The organism is Terribacillus aidingensis (assembly GCF_040703035.1).
Classification (GTDB): Bacteria; Bacillota; Bacilli; order Bacillales; family Amphibacillaceae; genus Terribacillus.
The window spans coordinates 3,078,770-3,105,399 of the sequence record NZ_CP159996.1; the positions used below are offsets into that span (position 1 = coordinate 3,078,770).

General features: G+C 43.8%; 25 protein-coding genes and 1 riboswitch. Of the genes, 9 read left to right on the forward strand and 16 right to left on the reverse strand.

Translation table 11 applies throughout. The features are described 5' to 3' along the window. Positions 1-19: 19 nt before the first annotated feature. Positions 20-880, forward strand: a complete 861-nt coding sequence (locus ABXS78_RS15935; RefSeq protein ID WP_366248027.1) for an N-acetylmuramoyl-L-alanine amidase — start codon at positions 20-22, stop codon at positions 878-880. A gap of 96 nt (positions 881-976) precedes the next feature. Further along, a complete protein-coding gene (locus ABXS78_RS15940) occupies positions 977-1,324 on the forward strand; it encodes a hypothetical protein (protein ID WP_366248028.1) in 348 nt (115 codons plus the stop codon). Positions 1,325-1,372: 48 nt separating this feature from the next. Here the strand turns inward: ABXS78_RS15940 and ABXS78_RS15945 are convergent, their stop codons facing one another. Together ABXS78_RS15945 and ABXS78_RS15950 are read right to left on the reverse strand one after the other, a co-directional pair. Continuing rightward, positions 1,373-2,425: a hypothetical protein gene (locus ABXS78_RS15945; protein ID WP_366248029.1), complete on the reverse strand. Its 1,053-nt coding sequence runs from the start codon at positions 2,423-2,425 to the stop codon at positions 1,373-1,375. Positions 2,426-2,777: 352 nt separating this feature from the next. Next, on the reverse strand, positions 2,778-3,167 hold the full coding sequence (locus ABXS78_RS15950) for a YfmQ family protein (protein ID WP_366248030.1): 390 nt from the start codon (positions 3,165-3,167) through the stop codon (positions 2,778-2,780). A 156-nt stretch (positions 3,168-3,323) separates the two neighbouring features. Here ABXS78_RS15950 and ABXS78_RS15955 point away from each other — a divergent pair, with 156 nt between their 5' ends. After that, complete coding sequence (locus ABXS78_RS15955) at positions 3,324-3,743, forward strand: DUF4064 domain-containing protein (RefSeq protein WP_366248031.1); 420 nt, start codon at positions 3,324-3,326, stop codon at positions 3,741-3,743. A gap of 36 nt (positions 3,744-3,779) precedes the next feature. Here the strand turns inward: ABXS78_RS15955 and brnQ are convergent, their stop codons facing one another. Then, positions 3,780-5,093: a branched-chain amino acid transport system II carrier protein gene (brnQ, locus tag ABXS78_RS15960; RefSeq protein WP_366248032.1), complete on the reverse strand. Its 1,314-nt coding sequence runs from the start codon at positions 5,091-5,093 to the stop codon at positions 3,780-3,782. Positions 5,094-5,327: 234 nt separating this feature from the next. Between brnQ and ABXS78_RS15965 the strand changes: the two genes are divergently transcribed. Further along, positions 5,328-5,615 carry a hypothetical protein gene (locus tag ABXS78_RS15965; RefSeq protein ID WP_366248033.1) on the forward strand — a complete coding sequence of 96 codons (288 nt, stop codon included), beginning with the start codon at positions 5,328-5,330 and terminating at the stop codon, positions 5,613-5,615. Positions 5,616-6,096: 481 nt separating this feature from the next. Here the strand turns inward: ABXS78_RS15965 and ABXS78_RS15970 are convergent, their stop codons facing one another. The 9 genes from ABXS78_RS15970 to ABXS78_RS16010 form a co-directional block, all read right to left on the reverse strand. After that, on the reverse strand, positions 6,097-7,293 hold the full coding sequence (locus tag ABXS78_RS15970; protein WP_366248034.1) for a M20 family metallopeptidase: 1,197 nt from the start codon (positions 7,291-7,293) through the stop codon (positions 6,097-6,099). Between the two features lie 2 nt (positions 7,294-7,295). Then, positions 7,296-8,156: a MetQ/NlpA family ABC transporter substrate-binding protein gene (locus ABXS78_RS15975; protein WP_366248035.1), complete on the reverse strand. Its 861-nt coding sequence runs from the start codon at positions 8,154-8,156 to the stop codon at positions 7,296-7,298. Positions 8,157-8,161: 5 nt separating this feature from the next. Next, a complete protein-coding gene (locus ABXS78_RS15980; RefSeq protein WP_095221446.1) occupies positions 8,162-8,824 on the reverse strand; it encodes a methionine ABC transporter permease in 663 nt (220 codons plus the stop codon). Further along, positions 8,815-9,840: an ATP-binding cassette domain-containing protein gene (locus ABXS78_RS15985; protein WP_366249960.1), complete on the reverse strand. Its 1,026-nt coding sequence runs from the start codon at positions 9,838-9,840 to the stop codon at positions 8,815-8,817. Before ABXS78_RS15985 ends, ABXS78_RS15980 begins: the two co-directional genes overlap by 10 nt. A 79-nt stretch (positions 9,841-9,919) precedes the next feature. Then, positions 9,920-10,031: riboswitch (SAM riboswitch) on the reverse strand. Between the two features lie 288 nt (positions 10,032-10,319). After that, positions 10,320-12,506 carry an alpha-galactosidase gene (locus ABXS78_RS15990; protein WP_366248036.1) on the reverse strand — a complete coding sequence of 729 codons (2,187 nt, stop codon included), beginning with the start codon at positions 12,504-12,506 and terminating at the stop codon, positions 10,320-10,322. A gap of 133 nt (positions 12,507-12,639) precedes the next feature. Beyond that, complete coding sequence (locus ABXS78_RS15995) at positions 12,640-13,347, reverse strand: lactate utilization protein C (RefSeq protein WP_366248037.1); 708 nt, start codon at positions 13,345-13,347, stop codon at positions 12,640-12,642. Then, positions 13,344-14,774, reverse strand: a complete 1,431-nt coding sequence (locus ABXS78_RS16000; protein ID WP_366248038.1) for a LutB/LldF family L-lactate oxidation iron-sulfur protein — start codon at positions 14,772-14,774, stop codon at positions 13,344-13,346. Before ABXS78_RS16000 ends, ABXS78_RS15995 begins: the two co-directional genes overlap by 4 nt. Positions 14,775-14,787: 13 nt before the next feature. Continuing rightward, positions 14,788-15,504, reverse strand: a complete 717-nt coding sequence (locus tag ABXS78_RS16005; protein WP_366248039.1) for a (Fe-S)-binding protein — start codon at positions 15,502-15,504, stop codon at positions 14,788-14,790. A 126-nt stretch (positions 15,505-15,630) separates the two neighbouring features. Continuing rightward, positions 15,631-16,341: a FadR/GntR family transcriptional regulator gene (locus ABXS78_RS16010; protein WP_366248040.1), complete on the reverse strand. Its 711-nt coding sequence runs from the start codon at positions 16,339-16,341 to the stop codon at positions 15,631-15,633. Between the two features lie 287 nt (positions 16,342-16,628). Between ABXS78_RS16010 and ABXS78_RS16015 the strand changes: the two genes are divergently transcribed. Continuing rightward, on the forward strand, positions 16,629-17,720 hold the full coding sequence (locus tag ABXS78_RS16015; RefSeq protein WP_095221460.1) for a low temperature requirement protein A: 1,092 nt from the start codon (positions 16,629-16,631) through the stop codon (positions 17,718-17,720). A gap of 45 nt (positions 17,721-17,765) precedes the next feature. On the opposite strand, the gene ABXS78_RS16020 is transcribed toward ABXS78_RS16015, so the two are convergent. Together ABXS78_RS16020 and ABXS78_RS16025 are read right to left on the reverse strand one after the other, a co-directional pair. Then, on the reverse strand, positions 17,766-18,398 hold the full coding sequence (locus ABXS78_RS16020) for a pentapeptide repeat-containing protein (protein ID WP_366248041.1): 633 nt from the start codon (positions 18,396-18,398) through the stop codon (positions 17,766-17,768). A 98-nt stretch (positions 18,399-18,496) separates the two neighbouring features. Then, positions 18,497-20,503, reverse strand: coding sequence for a YhgE/Pip domain-containing protein (locus ABXS78_RS16025; protein ID WP_366248042.1), 2,007 nt, complete (start codon positions 20,501-20,503; stop codon positions 18,497-18,499). A gap of 127 nt (positions 20,504-20,630) precedes the next feature. Between ABXS78_RS16025 and ABXS78_RS16030 the strand changes: the two genes are divergently transcribed. Together ABXS78_RS16030 and ABXS78_RS16035 are read left to right on the forward strand one after the other, a co-directional pair. Next, entirely contained in the window at positions 20,631-21,554 is a 924-nt protein-coding gene (locus tag ABXS78_RS16030) for a LysR family transcriptional regulator (protein ID WP_366248043.1), read from the forward strand. A gap of 51 nt (positions 21,555-21,605) precedes the next feature. Beyond that, positions 21,606-22,076, forward strand: coding sequence for a DinB family protein (locus ABXS78_RS16035; RefSeq protein ID WP_366248044.1), 471 nt, complete (start codon positions 21,606-21,608; stop codon positions 22,074-22,076). Positions 22,077-22,529: 453 nt separating this feature from the next. Here the strand turns inward: ABXS78_RS16035 and ABXS78_RS16040 are convergent, their stop codons facing one another. Beyond that, positions 22,530-22,853, reverse strand: coding sequence for a nucleoside triphosphate pyrophosphohydrolase (locus tag ABXS78_RS16040; RefSeq protein WP_366248045.1), 324 nt, complete (start codon positions 22,851-22,853; stop codon positions 22,530-22,532). A gap of 21 nt (positions 22,854-22,874) precedes the next feature. Continuing rightward, complete coding sequence (locus tag ABXS78_RS16045) at positions 22,875-23,657, reverse strand: MurR/RpiR family transcriptional regulator (RefSeq protein ID WP_095221470.1); 783 nt, start codon at positions 23,655-23,657, stop codon at positions 22,875-22,877. 123 nt (positions 23,658-23,780) lie between these two features. On the opposite strand from ABXS78_RS16045, the gene pfkB reads away from it, so the two are divergent. Both pfkB and ABXS78_RS16055 read left to right on the forward strand, forming a co-directional pair. After that, positions 23,781-24,719: a 1-phosphofructokinase gene (pfkB, locus tag ABXS78_RS16050; protein WP_366248046.1), complete on the forward strand. Its 939-nt coding sequence runs from the start codon at positions 23,781-23,783 to the stop codon at positions 24,717-24,719. Further along, a complete protein-coding gene (locus ABXS78_RS16055) occupies positions 24,709-26,619 on the forward strand; it encodes a fructose-specific PTS transporter subunit EIIC (protein WP_366248047.1) in 1,911 nt (636 codons plus the stop codon). Before pfkB ends, ABXS78_RS16055 begins: the two co-directional genes overlap by 11 nt. Positions 26,620-26,630: the final 11 nt, after the last annotated feature.

The following is a 26,630-nucleotide window of genomic DNA, read 5'->3' on the forward strand; positions in this document are numbered from 1 at the left end:
ATCGCAAAGGAGAATTACTATGCACACCCGCCTCAAAGTTGCACTGCCTCTATTATTCATACTCATTGCACTTTTATTGATCTTGCCAGTCCAAGCAGATGCCAGCGTTTCCAATACAGGACAGACGACTGCAAACCTGAACATCAGGGCAGCCCCCTCTACGGATGCCGCCATTATTGGTAAGTTCCCGGCAGGCACACAGTTCCAGTATATCGACAGAGGGGATGGCTGGGGACAGATTACGATTCAGAGCCAAACAGGTTATCTCAGCTTGGATTATGTAACAGCAGTGAATGAAGAAACAGCCGCCTCCGCATCTGCTCCCACTGAATCATCAAACGGGCAGCCTGTGCAAAAAATAGTTATTGATCCCGGTCACGGCGGCAAAGATCCCGGTGCAATCGGCAATGATACGATGGAAAAACGGGTTGCCCTTACTATATCCGAAAAACTGCAGCACAGATTGCTTGCTAATGGGTATGACGTAAAAATGACGCGCAGTGAGGATGTTTTTATACCTTTAACAGAACGAGCGACATTTTCGAATAACTGGAAAGCAGATTTATTTGTAAGCGTCCATGCCAATAGTGCTACATCTTCGTCAGCAAAAGGATTGGAATCCTACTACTATGGGGCAAGCAGCAGCGGGAAACAGCTTGCTTCCAGCATACAAACTGCACTAGTAGCTAACACGAATAATGAAAATAGAGGCACACATAGTGCTGATTTCTATGTACTGCGACATACATCCATGCCAGCTGTACTCGTTGAAACAGGATTTATCTCGAACCCTGCTGATGCTGTACTTCTAAACGATTCAAGTTACCAAGATAAAGTAGCTAATTCAATTGCAGAAGGAATAACAGAGTATGCAAGCTAAAGCAGAGCTGCCGATATGGCAGTTTTTTACATAATATTCACACTATCTCTATTCATATAATCGTATAATGGGAAGGAATAAGGGGGGGATTGATATTTGAAGTATTTCGTGGATTTCATTCTAGCAATCATACTTACCGGACTCTCCTATTACATCGGCAGCATCTTATTCCGGCACGGTATGCCGATCTGGCAAGCAATGGTAATCGGCTTTTCCGTCGTTGCTCTTGGCGCATTGACAGAAGCACTAGGTGCACCGATTTGGCTGATTGTGCTCGTTCCTTTCCCAGTAGGTATGCTGCTGCTGTACCTGTTCCTGCAAGCACCTATCTATAATTGGTTCATTACTTATGCAACAACCTTAACTATTTACACCCTGATTCACATCCCGATGAGCTACTACTTCCAATTTCATAGTTTGATACCTGCTTGGAAGTTATCCTAATGCTGGAAAAGGAGACTGCACGAAGCAATCTCCTTTTTCAGCATTACTCTATTTTAAAGCCAGAAGATAGTATCTGGATGCTTTTTCAAAGTCATGATTATCTGTGTAATATTTAGCCAGTCGTTCGGAAAAGTGACGGACGCTATTCTCATCCTCAATAGATTGAAAATACTCAATGCCTTCCCGCCAGACTAATTCGAAACTGTCCTTATCGACATATTGCTTATGAAGCATGGCGAACATCCATTTATACGCATCTTCATCCCGCTTCTTACTTAAAGCAAACCCCTCAGTAAAATACTCCATTGCACGATCCTTCAAGCCAAGCCGGAAACTGGATTCTGTCACGTAGTATAGACTCTTCAAATAATATTCAGGATGCTTGTAATGCATAGATTGTTCAAATTGCTCCATTGCCTTCTCAAGCTGATTTTGCTTGAAATACAGTACTCCAAGATTGTGATGGATATACATGGGTAGCTGCAATTCGGACTCTGCCGCATCATGCTGCAGAGCAGATAGGAACAACTCTTCCGCTTTACGGAAGTCTGCCAAATGCATATGATTCAACCCTTGGAGCATGCGGCATTTGGCAAGCTGCAATTTCTGATTGTACCGAAAAGCTGATTCGATTGCTTTATTAGCATTTAAGACCGAGAATGCAGTCATATTCATATAGTAGTACGTATTTGCCAATTTGTAATAGAAATCAGACACTTCACGGGGATTAAATTCCACTGATAAAAACGATTCAGCGCGCTCATATTGGACAATTGCTTCCTGCAGCTTGTTTTGCCGGTACAGCAGCAGTCCCTTGAAAAAGTGGAAGTAATAAAGATTTTCACCGGTGAGCACGAATGCATCAGCAGCACCTTCAAGCAGCTTTTCTCCCTTGTCCAAATCACCTTTCAGCATCTCCAGACGCGCATCGAACAGCATACTTTTTGCAAGCAGCTTTTCATCATGAATGGAAGGCTCCTGTTCAGTTATTCTACTACGGATATGCTCACCAACACGGACCTGTTCCAATTTAATATTTTCGTATAACTCATCAAGCAGCTCGTTAAATATCTCCGCATTCTTCAAATCTGTTTGGTACATCGGCTCACCCTCTTTCTATTCATATCTGAATCATCGGTAGATTTCCAGTAATGTTTAGGCGATCAGAAAGAAAAAGATCCACCATTTGGTGAATCGGTTTATTTTAGTTCTTTTCCATATATTCGGTATGCTTTCTCGTTCGGATAAACGAATCTTTCAGCAGTTCCCATCCATTACGTTCATAAAACTTAATTGCTCCAGTATTATTCTCACGAGAAGTCAGGACAGTGGTCCTGTTAGGAGCTGCAGTTAGCAGCTAATCTAATCAGCACAGAATTTCTGGCCAGTTTCCGGATCCTCATCCTGCACACTCTCCCGTTTCCAATTTTTATCTATTATATAGAAAGCCGAATCAATTTGTAGCCTGCCCTTGCATTGTTTTGGATCGCAGGCTGTAGGATGAAACCTTCTTCTTCTGATATTTGAATACATCCACTCTGTCTGGATATGGATACACAAGAAAGCGTCCTTGCTTAGTTTCTATCTCATACGGCACGCCTTCAGGAGCAGGCGCGTAATAGTATTTTTCTAAGAAGTTGGCCTGATTGAATTGATCGATAATAAGCTGCGCTTCTTCTTCTGAAAGAGCCTTGCCATCCCGTTTGACAGTTACATCATAGGATAGCTTCGGATGCAGCTGGAATCTCTTTCCAACTTTGTCCACAACACCACTCGGTGCTGATGCCGCTAAAACTTTAATCAAACTAGCTACAATCAATAAGACAATAAATACCCACGACAAATCTTTTCGCCTCGATTCCAATTAATCGTGCTTATGATAACACAATTTCATCAAACCTTCTTCTTCATTTTTGACAAGAAAATGACAGTTACACCTTCCGTCCTATTTCAAAAAATGGTTCTTTAAACTTATACTGGTAAAAGGAGGTGATATCATATGAAAACACCAAAAACGTTAACGATGATTTCATTAATCTTATTGATTTTACTCTTTATCGCTTGTCTTCTCTTCACGATCACTCTGCCCCAAAATCAGTCCATGGAACAGGCAGTGACCCGATATCTTGAGAACGATCCAAAGTACCAAAGAACACTTGATTCTGGTGAAACCCCTTCGATCTGCCCTGGTGAGATGGCTTCTGAAACAATGTCTGCCCTGCAAGTATTCTTCGCCATTCCTACCATATACATAGCCATCATTACTATCATTGTACTGATTGGCTACACCCTTATATCCAAAAGACCTAAAGGTGCCGCATTAACACTATCCAGCGCAGGGATTTTATCTCTGGCCACGGTCGTCATTCCTGTGCTTTTATTCATTGCTGGCGGTATGTTACGAAAGAGATCTGCATAAAAAAGTCTTCTCCGGCCTCGGAGAAGACTTTTTCTATTATTTCCGTAATTTTGATACAACCAATCCAAGCAAGCCACCGATGATCGAAGGTACCACCCAACCAAGACCTACCTCATAGAAGGGCAGCACCGCTTGGAAGAAGTCATTGACTGCTGTTATCTGCAACCCAGCTTCATTGAAGCCATCAAAGATACTTACACAGAATGTCAGTACGAGGCTTCCGATATATACTTCCCGTTTTCCGCCGAATAGCGGATGTAAGAATGTAAGGAACACCAAACTGATCGTAATTGGATAAATTGCCATCAAAACTGGGACTGAAATTGAAATTAATTCTGTAAGTCCAATATTCGCTACTATCGCACTGAAAACAGATAGCACAATAGCAAATGTCTTATAGGAAATACGCGGCATTAATTCATGGAAAAACGTCGAGCAAGATGTGATCAACCCAACGCTTGTCGTTAGACAGGCAACTGTAATCATCAATCCAAGGAAGATGATACCCCATGAACCGAAATAATAATTAGAAACATCTGCAAGAATTTCAGCACCGTTGCTTAAGTAACCAAGCTCACTGACACTGGATGCACCCATAAAGGAAAGTGCCGTATAAATCACTGCCAGTACAACAGCAGCTAGTGCAGTTGCCAATAAACAAACCTTCATAACTGAGCCTTTATTGGTTATACCTCTATCCTTCAGCGCATTGACGATTATAATCCCAAACACACATGCAACAAGCGCATCCAATGTCAAATAGCCTTCCTGGAAACCTTTGAAGAAAGCGTTTGACGTATACTCACTTTGAGGTGCATGGAATTTACCGATTGGAAAAATAATAGCAACGATAACAAGCAAACCGATAAAAGCAAGTTTGATTGGTGTCAGGAATTTTCCGATAACATCAATGATCTTAGTCGGATTCAACGACAACAAACATGTGACAGCAAAGAAAAGCACTGTAAACAAAACCAACGGAAGCGGACCTGGATCAGCAGATAAGAATGGTTTCAAACCAATTTCATACGATACATTTCCTGCACGCGGTATCGCAAAGAACGGTCCGATCGCAAGATATAAAATGATCGTATAAATCATTCCGAATACAGGATGCACCCTGCTGGATAATGACATTAGGTCTCTCTCGCCCGAATAAACAAAAGCGATGATTCCAATCAATGGTAAACCTACACCCGTTACAAGAAACCCTGCATTGGCTATCCATATATTTTCACCTGCTTGCTGCCCTAGCATCGGCGGGAAGATCAGATTCCCAGCTCCGAAGAACAAAGCAAAGAGCATCAAACCAAGAATGACGGTAAATGAACCTGGCACTTTCTTTGACACAAAAAAACCTCCACTAACTATTCGAATAGTCTGATAAATAACAAAATATTAATGTAATATGATTTTAGTCAGATTTTCTGACACAATACTGGTTAGTATAATACTGAATTGTGTAACATTCAAGGAGTTTTTGTTAGGAATGTTCTGTAAATATATGTATAACAAAATATTTCGGAAGCCATGGCGAATAATTTATCGGCTATTTCCGACAATAATCATAAAAGGAATATAATCATGGACTTCCCAATCATCCAGACGAACTTCTGGGATTCCGTTATTGGCATCCCGGTAACACTTATCCTTACCCAAATGCTAAAACTATTTTTCCCCTTACCAAAGCAGTATGTGCCTACAATCGCCGTTCTAATCGGACTGGCCCTCTCGATTTTCTACAGTCATCCACATGACTTGATAGCTGGTATCTTCATGGGCTATTTTTATGGCTATGCCGCAATTGGCAGTTATGCCGCTACAAAGACAACTTGGAAAGTTTTCCGTAGGGAAAAACGGGATTTTTCGTAAAGAAAAGCCCCTGCCATATGGCAGAGGCTATAAGAAGTTGCTTAGCCGGACTAGCATTATAACTACCATTATCCATATAAGCAAGGCTGATATACGATTAAGCATCAAAAGCATCTTGCCCTGAGCATCCAATTGCCCGATGAACCTTCCTGCTGCAGCTAAGCCAAAGAACCAAACCACGAAACAGTAATGCAAGCTATCGTGAAGCTCCATTTTTCGGGACCAGAATAATCAAGGGAGCTTGTTCCGAGTACACCGACTATTTCAAGAATGGCATGTGGATTAAGCAAAGAAACTGACGCAGCGAAAATGATTGCTTTCGGGGGACTGAACGTTCTTCGCCTGTTTGTACATTTCATATGCCTTTGAATTAATCGACCAGCTGGAATATGCATTAAAGCAACTAGCTGCCTTAGTCGTGAGCCTGCAAAAATAAACCCGTCAGAGAGAATTCTGACGGGTTTTACTACATTTACTTGTTTTACTTCCTTGTCTTTGCGTCTTTAAAAGCAGCCTTAGTTTGCTGAAGCAGTTCCTTGTCTGTCAGCAGCCGATAGCCCGTATGAGCTAATGCTTTGGCCCCTTTTATAACAGCTGCATCACCAATTTCTGATCGGGCAGCTTCCCTGAATTCTTCTGTATGACCAATCAGCTCTTCTGGCCCAATTTGGATATACGGGTGTGCAGTCGGCACTTCATAGCTGATATTACCTGTATCAGTCGATCCACGACCTTTATCTTTTTTCAAATGAACATACTCTCCGACTTTTTCTAATTCTTCTTTGAGCACTTCATCCAGTACTGGATTCAAAACAAAGTCCTTTACCTCGTTCTGGAATCTCTCAATTTTCACACTAGCCCCCGTAGCCAATGCAGCTCCCTTGGCTATATTCTTTACCTTATCGGAAACAGCCTGTGCTTTTTGCCACGTTTCTGCTCGGATGAAGAACCTTGCTGAAGCATACTCAGGTACGATATTCGGTGCATCTCCACCATTTGGAATGATGCCATGAATGCGTATGTCCTGCGGAAGGTGCTGGCGCAATGCATTTATTCCATTGAAAAGCTGAATAACGGCATCCAAGGCATTGATTCCTTTATCTGGCGCACCGGAAGCATGAGCTGGTTTTCCGTAGAAATGAAAATCAAGCGGATCGACAGCGAGAAACTCACCCGTTACACTTGTTCTGCCAGAAGGATGAATGATCAAGGCAGCATCAATATCCTTCAGCAGCCCATGCTTTACGAAGCTTCCTTTGGCACTGCCATTTGGTCCGCCTTCCTCGGCAGGTGTTCCAAGAACCGCTACACTACCACCTGCCTCATCCAATGTTTCCGCCAAGGCAACGCCTGCTGCTGTACTAGTGGTACCGATAATATTATGTCCGCAAGCATGCCCGATACCAGGTAGTGCATCATACTCAGCAAGGAATGCAATACGAGGACCTGGCTTACCGCTATCTTTCAGTGCATAAAAAGCTGTTTCATGTCCTGCTACACCTTTATCCACTTGGAATCCCGCTTCTTCCAGCAAAGCAATGAGCGTTTCGCTCGCGAAAAATTCCTGGTTTCCGATCTCTGGCTTCGCATGGATGGCCTGACTAGTCTGGATATACTTTTCTTTATTTGTATCCAAATGCAGTGAAATTCTGCTAACTTCCGTAACAGATCTACTCATAATCATTCCTCCTCCTGAAGTCTTTTCAGATGCTCCTGCAGTTCCTCTTTTGGTACATCTACCACGATAGAGCCACCATTTGTATCATTCTCGACTGCTTCCTTCACAGCTTCATCCTGATACAGCTCAACGATTTTCTGATATGTTTCATTGTTCTCGTCTTTCTTATTAACTGCGAAGACATTTACAAAGGGTGTAATGCTGTCATCTTTGGCATTTTCCAAATAAATTGGATCTTCCTTCGGATCAAGACCTGCCTGACCTGCTATACCATTATTGATGAAAGATGCTGCTACATCCGGCAAGACACGTGGAGTTTGCTGGGCAACAACAGGTACGATCTCAATGTTCTTCGGATTCTCTACAATTTTGGATGGATCTCCGAACTGGCCAAAGTCATCCGCTAATTTTATAACGCCAGCTGCTTCCAAAGCCCGCAGTGATCTAGCTTGGTTAGATGGATCATCCGGGATAGCAATCTTATCGCCTTCCTTCAGTTCATCAAGGCTTTCGATTTTCTCTGAATAAGCTCCAATTGGGGCAATGACTGTCGAACCGATTGGTACAATAGTATCGCCATTTTCTTTGGCATATTGACTTAGGAAGGCGATATGCTGGAATGAGTTCATGTCGATTTCACCGTTGGCCAACGCTTGGTTTGGCAGTGTATAGTCAGAGAATTCCACAAGTTCGATATTGATGCCCTCTTCCTTCGCCTTTTCCTTCAAAATTGGCCATTGATCCCCATCAGAACCTGTTACACCGATTTTCACTGTTTGGCTGCCATCTGCTGAGCTGCTCCCACACGCTGCAAGGATAAATACAAAGGCTAACGAAACGATTCCAAGTAGAGCTTTTTTCATGTCGATCATCTCCTTAAAATTTTTCTTGAAAGTGTATTGCCGACCCATTGGGCAAGCTGGACAAGCACAATTAAGATAACGACTGTAACAATCATGACGCTTGTATCAAACCGCTGGTAGCCATATGTCATCGCTACATGTCCGAGACCACCGCCGCCGACCGTTCCTGCCATTGCCGAGAAATCAATCAAACTGATGGTAATGAACGTCAATCCGAGAACGAGCGGACCGAGAGCTTCCGGAATCAAGATGGTAAAGATTATCTGAAGAGGACTGGCTCCCATGGCCTTGGCTGCCTCGATGACACCCGGGTCAATACTGATGAAATTATTTTCTACAACTCGTGCGATGCTGAATGCAGCTGCGATGCTCATTGGGAAGATCGCGGCCCATGTACCGATAGTCGTGCCAATCACCTCTCTGGTCAGCGGACTGATCGCGACTAGGAATATAATGAAGGGGATCGGGCGGATAATGTTGATCAGGAAGTTGATAATTTGAAAAAGAAACGCATTTTCTAGGATGTTTCCTTTACGGGTAATGAAAAGTAGAAGTCCGAGAATGATGCCGAATATAGAACCAATGACCAATGTGACAGCCACCATCAGAATCGTCTGACCAGTCGCCTCGACAATACGCGGCCAAAAAGTTTGCCAATCTACGCCCATGCCACATCCACCTCCTCTATTTGTACGATCTCTTCTAATTCCCTTACAGCACTGGCTGTTTTACCTTCGTCACCGTCAAAGCTGACAAGCAAATTGCCGTAGAATTTTGCCTGGATTTCTTGGACGGAACCATAGACGATATTCACGTCAATATCGTGCTTTCTTGTTACCCGGGATAAGACTGGATCGCTTGCCACCTCTCCTTTGAAAATGATTCGGTATAGCTGCTTCCCGCCTTTTTGCCGCCACTCATCTAATAACGATGGAGATGGGAGGTCCTGCTGAACGGAGCGGATAAAACGTTTTGTCGTCTGGTGGACAGGACTTGTGAATGTATCGAATACACCGCCAGTTTCTATAACCTCTCCATCCTCCATTACAGCAACCTTGTCACAGATTGCTTGAATCACATGCATCTCATGTGTGATCAGCAGAATTGTAATACCGAATTCCTTGTTCACCTTTTTAAGAAGACGAAGAATTTCACCGGTTGTATCAGGATCCAGTGCCGAAGTTGCTTCATCACAAATCAGAATATCTGGTGATGTGGCTAATGCTCTGGCAATGCCAACTCTCTGTTTCTGCCCCCCTGAAAGCTGCTCCGGAAAATCCTTAGCCTTGTCTGACAACCCAACGAAACGCAGCAGTTCTTCCACTCTCTCTTTTATTTTTGCTCGCGGCATTTTTGCTAGTTTCAAAGGATAAGCAACATTACCAGCAACAGTCCGCGAGGTTAACAGATTGAAATTCTGAAAGATCATCCCTATCCTGCGGCGTACTTTCCGAACTTCACTAGGACGAAGACTGGCTAAATCCACACCTTGCACTTCCACCGAACCTGCTGTCGGATTTTCCAGCACATTGACAAGCCTGAGCAAGGTACTTTTACCGGCTCCGCTAAAGCCGATAATGCCGAATATCTCTCCTTCCTCGATTGTCAGATTCACATTTCTAACAGCATGCACTTCCCGTTTTCCGATTGTAAATGTCTTTGAAACATCCTTGAAAGCAATCATCATTTTTCCTCCCATCAACACAAAAGAGCCCTCTTTTCCTTATCCAGAAAAAGAGGGCTCCACGTATGAAACTTCCTCATTCTCATCTTCCAAACGCTCATGAGCGTTTGCAGGAATTGGCACGGTATTTAGTAATAAACCCGTTGCCGAGACGTCATAGGGCCTGATCCCTCGGTCTCTCTGGATAAGAATAAAACAAGTATGTAGTTGTAAGATTTGATTACCATGTTATGGGATTGCAGATTGAAAGTCAATCTCTTTTTTAAAATTCTTTTCCCTGGTATTGGATAATCCCTTGCTGTGGCCAGCTTGCGTTAGCTATTTATACATTATCAAAAAAGGATTGCTTCACACAGCCTTTCAATCATAATAAGACGCATATTGGCTAGTTTGGATTAGTAGCTAAAGTATACGATAACCAAGCCTGTTTTCCTATACAGCCAAATTAAAAAGTCGCATCAAAGATTCGACTTTCAATGTTATTCAGCTTTTAGGTGCCAAGTGTAACTTACAAAATCCCCAATAAGGTCTGCAGGTACACGAATACCGCTGTATGCCAGTTCATCACCACTGTATATTTCTTCCGTACCATTGATTCTGTAGTTTTTAGCTCCATCCAATCCCTTCATCCGTAAAGAAGCGAGTGGTGCTGCTGGCTCTGCCAGAACACGATAATAGGAGACAAAAGCTTCTGTTTTATCTTCGTTAACAAACATCCAAGCAGTTTCATTGCCTTCAAAAGGACTTTTCAGCCGATAGAATCGACCGAACTGAACAAGTCTGCGAATCTCCTTATAGGTGTTAATCTGCTGCTTGACGACTTCCTTCTCCTCAGGACTAAGCTTTGTGAGGTCCAGCTCGTATCCTAGATTCCCTGCCATCGCGACGTCACCCCGCATCTCCAATGAAGTAAATCTGTGTACTTGATGGTTCGGAACATCAGATACATGGGCACCCATCGAAGCAATGGGATAAAGCAAACTTGTAGTATGCTGAATTTTAAGCCTTGAGACAGCATCTGTATTATCACTTGTCCATGTTTGTGGCATGTAATACAGAATTCCCGGGTCATAGCGTCCGCCGCCGCCTGAGCAGCTTTCAAACAGAATCTGCGGAAAACGGGAAGTGATCTTATCCATCACTTCATAGACTCCGAGAATATGTCGATGTGCTGTTTCCCGCTGACGCTCAGGAGGAAGCAAGGCAGAACCGACCTCAGACAGATGACGGTTCATATCCCATTTCACATAAGTGATTGGGGCACTTTCCAAGATGGCTGCTACTCGCTTAATAATCTCCTCCCGAACATCCTGTCTTGAAAAATCGAGCACGAGCTGATCACGGCTTTCCGTACGATACCGATTCGGCACATGCAGACACCAGTCAGGATGCTCACGGTACAAATCACTGTCCACCGATACCATTTCCGGCTCGAACCAAAGTCCAAATTGCATATCTAAATCGTTTACACGTTTCGCCACATCTTCAAGTCCATTCGGCAGCTTCGTTTTATCGACAAACCAATCTCCCAATGATGTGGAATCTGAATTCCGTTTTTTGAACCAGCCATCATCCAATACGAAAAGCTCGATCCCTAGCTCACTGCCAGCCTCAGCGATTGCCTCAATTTTATCAGCATCAAAATCAAAATACGTCGCTTCCCAGTTATTAATCAGAATCGGCCGCTCTTTATCTCTGTATTCTCCTCTTACTAGATGCTGCTGATAGAACCCATGCAGCGTTTGCGACATTCCTCCCAAACCATCCGCTGCATAAACAAGCACTGCTTCTGGTGTTTGAAATGTCTCATTTGGTTCCAGCAGCCACGTGAAGTCGAACGGATTGATACCCATTGTCACCCGAGTTGTCGCAAACTGATCGACTTCTGCCTGGGCTAGGAAATTACCGCTATAGACAAGATGAAAACCAAACACTTCCCCTTGATCTTCTGTTGCATGCTTCTCCATCAAGGCGATGAACGGATGCTGCTGATGACTGCTTGCTCCACGTGTGCTTTCTGTAGACTGTATACCCGCCTGCAAAGCACGCTTTTCGAGATGTCTTTCCTTTCCCCATGCCCCCGGCATGGTAAGCATGTCAAAGTCCGAACGGCGGAAGTCGATACTTGCACTAGCAGCCTGTAAGAGCTTTAAATTTTGTTTGCCATTATTACGGAATTGCACAGATCTTGCGACTACATCATACTGACTGAAAATTGTATAAAGCAAGATCACTTCCAAATGAAGTAATTCATCCTCCATCGTAAGTTCAAGCGTTTCTGCTCCTTCCTGACCAGCGTATGTTGCAGGAAGACCCGCCAGCTTCGGCTTACCACTGAAGATACGATGTGATTTGTAACGCAAATCAGTCACCGTTGATCCATTTTCCAACTGGATCTGATAGGCTGGTTTGCGAAAATCCGAATTGCCAAACTGTGGGTATTCCTGCGGCAGAGCATCCAACGTGAAAGTCCTGTCCCGATGATACGGATTCGGAGAAAATGAACGATCTATGTACTGCTGACGATTACTGTTGCGAAACTGTCGAATCTTCCTACCCCAATACTGATGCGTCAAATAACCATCCCGCTCCAGCTGCATCACATAACTAGTTGATTTCCCCTGCAGATGAAAAATACGTTTCTCTTTATCAAAAATGATTGTCATCGCTTTTTGTTCCCCCTATGATCATCAATTGTTAAAGTACATAAGCAAGCTCATAGTAACAAAGAAAGCGCTATCAATAAAGATATAATCGAATACTTAACAAAAAACACTGCTATGCATAGCAGTGTTTTTTTCACCTGTCTTCAATAACAATATAAGCTGCTTTCACGGGTCCATGTACCCCTACAACTAAGTTCATCTCAATATCAGCCGAGTTACTTGGTCCAGTAATGAAGTTAATACAGGATGCAATAGCTTTCCCTTCCTGTACTTGCTTTGAGATACGCTGAGCTGCCTGGGTCATGCGGGGTACGATGGTGCTTTTCGGTACAAGAGCAATATATTTATGCGGCAGCAGACTGACAGTACGGCCTTTCCCCTCACCTGAGAAGAGTACGACTGTCCCTGACTCAGCAAGAGTGATATCGCTGAATGTTATACCGATATTGGCCTTTTCCACAATTCCGATGTTGTCATGGCCAATAGAAGGATCCCATTCATGTACGTCGATTCCTTGGGCCGGCCATGTCTGAAGCTGATACCGTAAACCGAATGCATCGTAACGAGGATCCTGCCATATGGCCAACGGACCGCCTCCATATGCAGATACTGTTTCCGCCAGTACTTTCGAGAGGGAACGCGAATCGGTTTCAATCAGCTCGGTATGGATAAGCCGGCATTGTTCACGGAGTATATCTACCAGCTCATCCTGTGTTTTATCAGTCAGCGTCTTATCCTGCGGGCGATACTTCCAGTTCCGTACGGGCCTTTCTGTCAGTACTTCCGTGCGGCTGAGGCGGCTGGCGACATTCGTAAGGAATCTTTCACGGTTCTGTATCATACCTTGCCACTCTCCTTTTCGTGCTGCTTGAACCAATCTCGGAATCGTTCTTTGTTCGGAGCGGGAAAATCTCGAATTTCAGTCCATGCCTTCAGCGGTCCAGGACCTTTTGAAATCGTCTCATCCTTCGTAAAAGGCTTCATGACAGTGCTCGCCATTTTCGATCCAGCTGCATACAACGGATTCGAGGAAGCACCGATTCCAAAAGCTTTCATTGCCATTTTCTCTGAAATCGGCGCGCGGCCTTCCCGCTCGACAATCACTTGTCGATGACGGTGCAGCAGCTGATGCAATGGTATTTTAACCGGACAAGCATCCGTACAAGCAGCGCAAAGCGTCGATGCATACGGCAGCTCCTTGAAATCGTCATAACCTCCCAGCAGCGGCGTCAGCACTGCCCCGATTGGCCCTGGGTAAATGGAGTTATAGGAGTGGCCGCCAATGTGGCGGTATACCGGACAAACGTTGATACAAGCTGCACAGCGGATGCACTGGAGTACAGATTGGAATTCGGTCCCGAGAATACCAGAACGGCCGTTATCCACGATGACCAGGTGAAACTCGGATGGGCCATCAACCTCTTCTGCTGTCCGCGGACCAGTCAATGCCGTAATATAGCTCGTCAGCTTCTGACCGACTGCACTTCTTGTCAGAAGCCCAACCAGTACTTCGAATTCTTCAAATGTAGGAACGATTCGCTCCATCCCCATCACGCAAATTTGTGTATCTGGTAAATCAGAAACCATACCCGCATTACCTTCATTTGTGACCAGACCGACAGATCCAGATTCTGCGATGGCAAAATTACACCCTGTGATGCCGATATCAGCTTGCAGGAATTCCTGGCGGAGTTTCTCTCTGGCATGGAGTGCTAGTTCTTCCGGTTTTGAAGTCAGCTTATAGTCCAGCTTCTCAGTAAACACATCCTTGATCTGCTCTTTGTTTTTATGAAGCGCAGGTGTCACAATATGCGAAGGCGGATCATGGTCGTCCAGCTGCAGAATATATTCTCCGAGATCTGTTTCAATGACGTCACAGCCTTCTTGTTCCAATACACCATTCAAACCGATTTCCTCTGTGACCATGGATTTAGCCTTCAAAATTTTCCTGGCTCGTTTTTCCCTCACGAGACCTTTCACATAGTCATTTGCCTCTTCTGCTGTTGCAGCAAAAAATACATACCCGCCGCGCTTTTGCAGATTCTCGGAAAGCTCCTGTAAATAATAGTCGAGATGATCAAGTGTATGCTGACGTATCTCTTCCCCATGAGACCGCCATTCTTCCCAATTACCAAGCTCCTCCGCCGCATCCAGTCTTCTTGTCCTGAGGCGTTCCTGAGCCCCGGCAACTGCATCGCGCATAAACGTGTCTTCCATCTGCTTATTTACATTATCTTTGAACTTTTCATTCCCTATCTTCATCGCCATGCTGCCATCCCCCTTAACGACTGTTTAGTACCTCCGCGATATGCATCACTTTGACCGGCTTGCCGCGGCGCTGCATTCGTCCCCCAATATTCATTAGACAGCCGCCATCTGCTCCAATCAGGTAGCTAGCTTTCGTTTCAGTTACCGAATCTACTTTTTCATCGACCATCTGCTCTGAGATATTCCCCATCTTCACCGAAAAAGTTCCGCCGAATCCACAGCAATTATGCGCGTTAGGAAGCGGTTGCATTTCCAGGCCCTCTACATGCGACAGCAGCTTCATCGGTGCATCCTTCACGCCAAGCAGCCGTGTCATATGGCAGGATGGATGATAAGTTGCAATCCCTTCCAGCTTCGCCCCAACATCCTCTATTTTCAGGACATCTACAATAAACTCAGTCAGCTCATACGTCTTAGCCGCCAGCCGTTCCGCACGCGGACGCCACTCAGGATCATCCTGGAATACATGCTGATAATCCTTGAACATCGTGGCACATGATCCGGACGGTGTGACAATAACCTCTGCGTCTTCAAAAGTCGCAATCATCTTCTTCATTGCCTTTTTGGCATCTTCTACATACCCGGAATTATATGCCGGCTGCCCGCAGCACACCTGTCCCGATGGAAACACAATCTCACATCCGAGTCTTTCCAGTACTTCAACTGTGGCTATCCCAACATCGGACTGGAACATATCCACAATACACGTTGCAAATAGTGTAACCTTCATACCGTCACCTCTACAGATAAGGTCATCAGATGACCTGTATAATTTCTGTCTTCATCATACTACAATCGGTTACATTTTCCAACTCCTGTATAGACAGAAAAAGCCGACCCTAGTCGGCGGCTCATCCTATTCCATATAATTACGCAGTACTCCTTCTACATATTCCAAGTGTGCCACCATGGCAAGCCTTGCTTGCTCTGGCTGTTTCGTACGAATTGCATCCAGGATGGCTTCATGCTGCTTGTTCAATTCCTCAGGGGCTGCATTTTCACCAAATAAACAAATCTGCCTTGTTTCACGCATCGATTCCGCTGTTAAATCCGATACATGATGCATCAGACGGAGAAGCAGCTTATTGTTCGCCGCTCGGGCAATAATCATATGAAAAGCGAGATCAGCTCTCTCCCCCTTTTCTGGGTCTCCCGTATATGCCTTCATTTCCTTGAGCGCTTTTTCCATTTGTTCCAAGTCTTCTTCAGAACGGTTCAGTGCGGCCGATGCAGCAATACCTGTCTCCAATATATTACGGACCTCCATCAGCTCTGCCCGATCCTCCCCGCTCATGAGCAGCACGTGCTGAAGCGGATAAACGATTCCCTCTGGCTCGAACGCCTTCACGTATGTACCCTCGCCTTGCTTCATCTCTACTAACCCCATCGCACGGAGTGTGGCAAGAGCTTCCCTTATCGCAGAACGGCCCACATTGAAATTCTCAGCCAGCTGCGTTACGCTGGCAAGCTTCTCGCCCGGCTTTAAGTCACCATTTTTTATTAAAGCAAGCAGCTCATCTGCTACTTGTTCATATATTTTTTTCGGTTTGATTTGATTGTATTTCATTTGGGTGTCACCTCCCCTTTATTATAAACGGAAACTTCACAAAATTTCATTTCAAAAAAGGTCATAATATAAACAGATCATCTGTTCCTTCGGTATACTTTGAAGGTTTCCGATTAACCAAGTTATCCGCTTTTTGCATGATTAATCTGTTAATATATGCTATATAGATCCAATCTGTAATACATATGAATCATAATTGATAAAGAATTTAGTTAAACAATTCGCATTCCATCCAGGGAATTCTGGAAAGGAAGAGAGTTTATTATTTTTATGGGGATGTGGAAAAGTTGTTTGAAAAGAAAGTGACGTGGTTAGAACTTTTTTATGATTTACTTTTTGTTGCATCAGTTGCAGTTGCAACACACGTGTTGCTTCATGTAGAAGACGGTCATATACATGCTGAATACTTGTTTAAGTTTGTATTGATCTTTGTGCCGATCTGGTGGGCATGGGTAGGACAGACGATGTTTGTCAATCGTTTTGGACAGGACTTGTTCCATCAACGGTTGTTTTTAATTCTGCAAATGTTTTTTGCACTAGTCATGACCTCAAGTTTATCAGTCGATTTTGATCCATATTATCTTTCTTTTTTAATAGGCTATATTGGCTTAAGAGCTGTTACTGCTATCCAATACCTGGTTGTACAGCGAATAGAAGAGGGAGCCCGGAAGCAAGCAGCCCTGTATCTTGGAAAATACTTTTGGGTAGGAATTATCGTTTCGTTACTTTCCCTTTTCTTTGATTCATGGATCCGCTATGTTGTTCTCTACTTGGGGATCTTAATTGATATCATCATTCCTATGTTAGGAAGGAGATATTTAGTGAAAGTCCCCACCAATACGGCACATTTATTAGAGCGATTTGGATTATTCACTATCATCCTTTTTGGAGAATCCCTTGTCAGTACGTTGGCTGTTATCCAGCCAACACAAGGAGATTGGAATTCTATTGGACTAGCTGTCATAGCCTTTCTGCTCATTATCGCAATGTGGTGGCAGTATTTTGATAATGTAGAGAAGAAAGTGGATAAACACATTCAAACAGCCGGCCAAACGATCATTTATGGTCATCTCTTTATACTAATGTCATTAAGTGCTATTGCAGCATCCATCCGACTAATGGTCTTGGATGAGGTCGAGTACTTCTTTAACTTATTTTTTATTTTTGGTTCAGTATTGCTTTATTTCTTTTCAACTACTTTTGTGTTTCACCAATATAGACACGCGCATCATCGATTGAAAATATATCATCTAGGTTTATTTTTAGGTATTTTAGGCTTATTCTTCATTTTTAATCTGCTTGTGCCAGTTCCTTATATTGTAATAGTAGCAGAAATGACCTTATTCTTTATCATCTATGCAAAGTTGACTACGACTTAAAGGAATTCACGTAATAAAAAAACTTCCCACTCAGGAAGCTTTTTTTTACTTAACTACTAATCCTATCAATGAAGCCAATTGGATTGCTTGATTTGGAGAAACGATACAGCCTTTCAAATTTTCAATAGATACGGTCAACTGCTGGAAACTACTTGTGCTCAGATCAATTCCTTTGAGAGATGTCTGTTCAAAATTCACTTCATTCAGATCACAATCAGTAAATTCTATCTTTTTCATTCGGTTGGCATAGAAGTCCGCTCCTTGTAAACCGCAGGAGGAAAATATCACTTTCTCCATTTTCGATTGGCCAAATGATACAAGATTCACCAAAGAATCACGGAAAGAAACATTACCAAAACTAGACTCGGTCATATCTGCTCCGAGCATCTTACAGCCTTGGAATTCCACCCGGTGAATGGATGACTTGCCCATTTTCACATTGGAAAAATCACAATTCTCGAACCTGACATCCAGCAAGTCCATCCCGGTAAAGTCCGTATTGTTAAATCGGCTATTGCGGATTACTACCTTCGACAATCGCAGCCTGTACACTGATTCATTCGAAAGATCAGCTTGCTGCACCTGGCACATTTCTAATTCTGGTTCTTCTACAAAAAAGATATCGTGCATTCTTTTCTCAGGTAATTCCATCGCTACTTTTGGTTTATCAATCTGCATGATCTCTATCCTCTACTTTTGATTTCTTCCATTTGCTGTCTACAGTCTATCATATGGTGTCAATAGAAAAGAGCCCGCCTAAAAAGGCGAGCTCTTTATCAAGCTGCTTCCAGCTCAGTCTCTTTTTTCGGTCTGTGCTGCAAATGAGATACAATCCATCCAATGACACCGACCACTGCCAGATAAATCAATAGATCAACAAGCTGATGGCCTAGTACCGACCAGTCACCGAGCGTGATTGCTTCCTGCAAGCTATGCAAGGAATGGGCCATCGGCAAGTATTGACCTACGGATGCCAATGCAGACATAGTCAATTCGCTCGGGAACGTTCCGCCACAAGTTGCCAGCTGAAGAACCAGCAGTACAATGGCGAGCAGTTTACCGAGGTTGCCGAATAGTGTCACAAGCGTAAGAATGATCGTCATAACTGTCATAGACACAATGATACTGGACAAGAAGAATAACGGAACACTCTGCACATCAACTTGGAATCCGAACAAGAAGATAAGATCAAGAATAACCGCTTGTACAATCGCCACGACATACACCAGTGTCAGTTTACTGAAGAATTGTACCGTACCTGATACTTGCATATCCTGTCTTCTGCCAAGCGGCAGGATGTTGGCTGCCATCAAACCACCAACAAACAAAGCAAGTGACAAGAAGTACGGCGCAATGCCGACACCATAGTTCGGTACATCCGATAGCTGTTTCTCTGTCAGCTTAACCGGATCGGCGAACATTGTCGTCAACGCATCACTAGACTGGATGTTACTTGTTTTATCAGCCGCATCCTGCAGGCTTGTCGCAAGCTCATCGGATCCATCGGACAGCTTACTCATACCATCGTCAAGCTGTGCTGCCCCATCTGAAAGATCATTTGTACCGGAAGCAAGCTTCGCAGCACCACTCTGCAAGGATCCAAAGCCTTCTGAATACTCATCAAAGCCATTATTCAAATCTGTTGCTCCGCTAGCTAATTTATCCGCTCCGCTTACAGCTGAACCGAGTTTATCGCTGAATGAATCCATACCATCCGCTAATTTCTGCTCGCTTCCAGCCAGCTTATCTGCTCCTTCACCGAGCTGATGCTGACCGTCTGCTAATTTAGCTGAGGAATCTGCAAGCTGATCAGATGCAGCTGCTATTTGCTGGAACGTCTTATCGTCTTTAAGCTCTGGATGCTCTTTCATATACGATGCAACCAGCTTGCTCAAATCCTCAGAACCAGATGTGAATGCATCCTGATTATCTGAAAGCTTGTCACTTTGTGCTTTCCAATCAGCTAAACCGTCGGCAACCTTTTCCGTATTCGTCTGCAGAGAGGCTGCTCCTTCATCCAATTGACCTAAACCACTCGCCAAATCAGATGCACCTGTGTGCAAACTGCCGATGCCGTCAGAAAGTTTACCTTCAGCACCTGCCAGTTGATCAGCGCCGTTTGCTAAGTCGGACGCACCAGTCTTCAGATCACCAATTCCATTTTGCAGATTTTTCATACCGCTCTGCTCATCTGTAATCCCTTTATGAAGATCGCCAGCTCCATCACCTGCATCCTGTAATCCGTCAGCTACTTCATGGAAGCTTGTGAATACACTGTCAGCATACGATTTCGTAATACTGCTAGCCAATTTTGTTTTCATTTCCTCCATCGCAGAAGAACTGATTTGCGCAGCAACAAAGTTTTTCCCTGGATTCACTTCATACACAAGCTCCGCTTGCTGCGGTTTATCATCCATCAATGTTGTCACTTTCTCAGAAAAATCTTTCGGGATGGTTACTTTCATATAATACTTGCCATCTTCCAATCCATCTTCTGCCTTCTGGTCTGATACGAAAGCAAAGTCCATCGCCTGGCTTTTCTTTAATTCCTTAATGAAATCCTCCCCGGCATGCATTTCTTCGCCATCCATGCTTGCTCCATCATCCTGGTTGACGACAGCCACCGGTAAATCCTCGACATGACCATATGGATCCCAGTATCCGCCAAGGAACAACGCAGCGTAAATGACCGGAATAATCAGTAAGAATATAAGTGCAATACGCCCGTGCTTATGCTGAAACATCCGCTTTATATCAAAAAAGCCTAATTTTATTCCTTTCATAATTTCCCTCACCTTTATCTTTGTGAAATATTGAACATCTAAATAGCATAATGGCTCAGGTACATAATGTATAATATATATATCATTATAAATAATAGCCTCTATACTATCCGAAAGAAGGATGAACGTGGAATTACTACAGCTGCACTATTTCAAAAAAGTTGCTGAATTAGAGCACATGACACATGCTGCAGAAGCATTGAATATCGCACAGCCCTCACTCAGCAAAGCAATCAGCCGGTTGGAGGAGGACTTAGGTGTAAAGCTTTTCGAACGCTATAACCGGCAAATCAAATTGAATGAAAACGGCAGGATGTTCCTCCGGCGCGTTGATGCTGTCCTTCATGAGCTACAGGAAGCACGCCGGGAACTGAACGAAACGAATCAGAAAGCTGATCATACAATTCGGCTTTCCGTTACTATCCCACGCGTTTTACCTGATTTGATCAGCGGATTCCTTAGGGAAGAGTCCCAAGTCCACTTCAAACAATACGTACAGTCTGTGCCTTTGATGACGGAAAAGCTGCGCAGCGGCGAGCTAGATTTCTGTATCTCCTCCGTTCCGATTCAAGCTGAGGATATCGAATGGCAGCCGCTCATGACAGAAGAAATACTGCTGATTGCACCTCCCGGTCACTGGCTTGAGACAAAAAGCCATATCTCTCTTTATGAGCTGCGTGATGAAGCCTTCATCAGCATGAATGAAGGGTACGGTATTCGAAATTTGACCGATAAATATTGTCAGCTAGCCGGTTTTCAGCCACATATTGCCTTTGAGGGAGACGAACCTGGCGTCATTGGGGAGCTGGTAAACAAAGGGCTTGGGATAGCCTTCATTCCTTCTGTTTCATTAATCGGCAATAAAACATCCCACTTACCCGTCATTCGTCTGCAGGATCCTATTTGTGAACGAACAATCGGCTTGGCTTGGTCCACTAGAAGATACCTCAGCCCAGTTGCAGAGAGATTTCAGGGATTTTTATCTGACTACTTCGAGGCTCTGGAGAAAGAACTGCGAAAAACCGCTAACGTTCTAAGCAGCGAACTATAATAAAGGTTATTGACAAATCGTACAGAATTTTAAAAGAAAGGAGGGAATTCAATGGAGAAACGTCAGGAAATATTGCTTGGTCAAATGAGAACGTATCGTATGGAATTGCTTCAATTAGCTAAAAGCTTCACCGAAGAAGAGGCAGACATTATTCCCCAAGGCTTCCGAAATAATGTCAGATGGAATCTAGGACATGTTTTTCTGGATCAATATTTATGGATTCAAGCATTAACCAAAGAAGAAGCTCCCATCCCTAATGAATTTAAAGATTGGTTCAGCTACGGCACCACTCCTGCAGATTTTACAGACAATACCCCCGCTTTCACTGATCTGATTTCCTTATTACAAGCACAGCCAGATCAGATTTTCGAAAGGTACGCTGACCGTATGGATGAGGAGTACCAGGCTATCGATATGGGAATGGAAACTATCGAACAAGTACTTGTCAGGACAATATTTCACGAAGGAATGCACTTGCAAGCAGTATTAGATATAAAGAAGGCTCTGAACAACAAAAAATAGGTGATTCAGTTTTCTACAATAAGGAGTGTGAGATGATGAAATACACCAAAGCCACTAACTATGCACTCCATACTATCGCTTATCTGGGATTACTGCCTTCGGGAAGGGCAATTGCATGGCCAAGATGGCTATTTGGAAAAAGTGACTTTCACAGACAGAACTGAAATAGAACACTCAGGTGGTATTGTTACAACAGAATTGGTACAATCTCACTCCTTTATCTCCTCTCTCGGTTGTGATACGAGGCATAACGGCTATATCCTGGTTGACGAGTTAGGAAGGACCTCCGTCGAAGGAGTAGCTTATCCTAGCAGCACACGGAACCCGAGCAGCCATTGCATCAACTGTGATTTAACAATGGACGCGTTCCGGTAATCGAAAAGCCCTCAAAACGAGGGCTTTTCCTGTATAACGAATTATGGATTGCTAACCTAATTAGCTTCTGCTTCCATTTTATTTACTGACCTCTATCAAAAAGATTCTGTCCTCAAACCCACCGCGTTCTTCTTTCTTTTGCCGACGCGCGTATTCGATATCTTCTAATGATATACCCTTGGCATCAAGGAGAGCGTGCAGTACCTCCAGTAAATCAGCTGCCTCTTCAACAACTTCATTATGTTCTTCTGCTTTCGAAATTTCATTAGCTTCCTCTAACAGCTTAAGCTTCAATTCTTCTATATATCTATCTTGATCAAGGACTGCAGTTTTAGGTACTTTACCTGCTTGCTGAATAATGGCTGGAATATGATCACGCACCAGCTTGTTGTAAGTTGGCATACATCTCTCCCCTTCCGTAAACTAGGACTTTCCTGCTCGAATGGCATAAGCATCTAGAAGTATTCTCGATATCACCTGAAGCGGAAGTCTGGATCTTACCTCATAATCCGGAAAATAAGATGTTTCGGACTTATAACCTGTCAACGTCAATTCAGCTAGCGATGCGAGCGGACTGTTTTTATTACAAGTCAAAGCAATCATACTTGTATCATTTTCCTGACAGCTTTTTGCTGCATCCACTAGTTCTTCGGTATACCCGTTCAACGAAACAAAAATGACTAAGTCCCCTTCTTCCAGTCTCTTACTTTTCGTCCGGATAATATTTGGATCATCATGCAGCTCCGCATATTTATTCAGCAGTTGCAGCTTCACTTCCATTTCCTTTGCAATCAGCTCCGAAAAACCTCGTGCAAATAATATAACGCGCTTGCTGTGGCGAATTTTCTGGACAGTGTCTTCTATTAAACCGCTATTGAGCATTTCGATTGTACGCATCACCTCTTGTTCATTTTTTAAAATGGCATCTTTTATTTCTTCATCCACTTGCTCAATGATCGAAAAGTTCGGGTTCTGATCATTCTCATCCTTCAGCCGAATTTTAAAATCGGTAAACCCGTTATACCCAAGTTTTTTCATAGTACGAACAATGGTAGCCGTGGAAACATTCGCATCTTCACTTAACCGTACGATAGATAACTTAGGAATTGTGTTGAGGTTTTCCCGTATATAGCGGATTAAATACAGCTCCGCTTCACTCATCTTCTCTGTATGCTGGCTGACCCGAGTCAGAAAGGTTCCACTCATGACGATTCCCCCGTGTAAACGTTTACCAATATTGTAGCGAAATCAGCTGAGGTTGAAAACATTTACATAAAAATGCATGCCATAATGAAATTGTAAGAAAAACACAGATAGGCAGTGATGCGGATGATTTATACATGTACGATGAATCCAGCGATCGATCTTTTCTCTGAGTTTACCTCTTTTGATCCTTTCGTCGTAAACAGAAGCATATTTGAAGAGTATCAGCCGAATGGAAAAGCTATCAATATCTCATTTATGTTGAAGAAGTTAGGTATTTCCAATATGGCGACCGGATTCCTAGGTGGTTTTACCGGGGATTTCATTAAAAAAGAGCTTGAAGCTGCCGGAATTGAAACCGCATTCATAAAAGTGAATGGCATTACTCGTATCAATACCTTTATTCGTGCAGACAGCTTGGAATACAAAGCAGTAAACAGAGGGCCAGTCATTTCACAGCAGGCACAAGCGCTGCTGCTCGAACAAGTAAGGAATCTTAAAAATGGTGATTGGCTCTTTGTCTCGGGTAGTCTTCCACGCGGCGTAGATGATCAAATTCATATCGAGATCGCCGAAATTGCTCATCAGCAAGGAGTCAAACTAGTACTCGATATCAGCTCTCCTGTTTTACTGGATTGTCTCGCCTATGAGCCTTATCTCATTAAGCCGAATGATGAAGAGATAGCAAATTGGTTCAATCTTTCCGATCATACGGACCAGTCAGAACTGCAAACAGCAGCCGAACGGCTGCTGGAGCGAGGTGCGCAACGTGTCTTATTATCCTGTGGTTCTCGGGGGGCATTGTACTGCGACAGGAAGCAGGAACTGGCTGTAAACGCTCCTTCCGGCAAGATAGTGAACACTGCCTGTGCTGGTGACACGATGCTCGCTGCATTTGCTGGAAGATTAATGCTCGGAGATTCCGAAGAAGAAGCATTGGTTTATGCTACAGCTGCTGGCTCTTCTACAGCTTTCACATCAGGTTTATCTGATCTTAGTGATATCCCTTACTTAGCAGGGCAAATCCAATTAAAAAGAAAATGGGGTGTAAAGCATGACGTATAGAATTATTGCTGCAACCGGGTGTCCTACCGGTATTGCCCATACCTTTATGGCAAAAGAAGCCTTGGAAGAAGCTGCACGAAAACGCGGTATCAACATAAAGGTAGAAACACATGGACAGGACGGTATACAAGATGCATTGACGCAGGCTGAAATCGATGCAGCTGATGGTGTAATCATCGCTGCCGACAAAGATATAAATCGCGATCGTTTTATCGGTAAACGGATGGTGAACGTGGCTGTCAGCAAAGGAATCAAAGAGCCAGATAAACTGCTTGATAGCATCATCAATCAAACAGCGCCTATCTATAAAGATGGACAGCGTGCTGCTTCTGCTGGCAGTTCCGAACCGCAGCAAAAAGATTCTATTATTCGCAGTATCTACGTATCGCTCATGAACGGTGTCTCTCATATGCTGCCGATAGTTGTTGCTGGCGGTGTCATGATTGCCATCTCACTTATGTTCGGTATCCACTCTGCCGATCCTGAAAGTTCGCAGTACAACGAGTTCGCTTATTATATGAACACCATTGGCGGCATCGCCATGAACCTGATGGTACCAGTACTGTGTGCTTATATTGCAGAATCGATAGCCAAACGGCCTGGTCTCATAATCGGTTTCATCGTCGGGATGATCGCTTTCACCAATGGTACTGGTTTCTTGGGCGGTATTATCGGCGGTTTCATGACCGGTTATATCATTCTCGGACTTGGATACCTGTTCAAAGCTCTTCCAAAACAGCTTGACGGCTTGAAATCAATTTTCTTATTCCCAGTCTTCGGTATTTTCATCGCAGGTTTTGCAATGTGGTTCATTTCAGCTCCAATGGGCTGGATCAACCAAGCAATGATGGATTTTCTAGCAAGCTTCCAAAATTCAAATCCAATTGTATTAGGACTTATTGTAGGAATCATGTGCGCATTCGATATGGGCGGTCCAGTCAATAAAGCAGCTTACGTAACAGGAACTGCCCTGCTGTCAGATGGAAACTACTTCTTTATGGCAGGTGTCTCTGCTGCATGTATCGTTCCGCCGATTGCTACTGGCTTTGCAACACTATTTGCCGGCAAAGCTTACAGCACAAGCGAGCGCAGTGCTGGTCTGGTAAACTTCTTGCTCGGCTCAACTCATATCACAGAAGGGGCCATTCCATTCGCAGCGAAAAAACCGCTAAAGGTCATTCCGTTTCTAATGATAGGTTCCTCTATCGCAGCTATATTGACTTACCTATTTAAAGTACAGGTGCCAGCTCCCCACGGCGGATTTATCGTTCTGCCAATCGTTACGCATCCTTTCCTTTGGATACTGGCCATTCTCACCGGTGCAGTTGTAAGTGGATTCTTGATCGGTATGGATCAAAAGCGTACAGCTGCTAAAAACGCAGCGAAGGAAGCACCAATTGCTGAAACAGCAGCTGTGACAGAAAAAACAGCTTTACCAGTACAGGATGTCAGTCAGATTATGTCTCTCGACACAATCAAGGTGGATGTAAAAGCTGCAACACAAAAAGAAGTATTTCAGCAAATAGCTGCTACCGCTAAGCAGCACGGCATCATTACGGACCAAGCCGCTATAGTGGATGGCTTTCTCCAGCGAGAAAAAGAAAGTACAACCGGTATGGAACAAGGTTTCGCAATCCCCCATACCGAGCGGAGTGAAGTCCTGAAGCCAGCAATCATTATCTTCAAGCTAGCTGATGGAGTTGAATGGAACGCATTAGACGGGCAGCCAATTCAAATTGTCATCGCCATGCTTATACCAACTGGAACTGCCTCTAACCACCTGTATTACTTGTCAGAGGTTTCTAAAATGCTCGTACATCAGGAAACGATCGATCAGCTGCATCATGCAATCGACCCAAAAGATATTCTTGCCCTGTTTTCTACTAAACTATCTGCTTAAGGGAGCTGCTA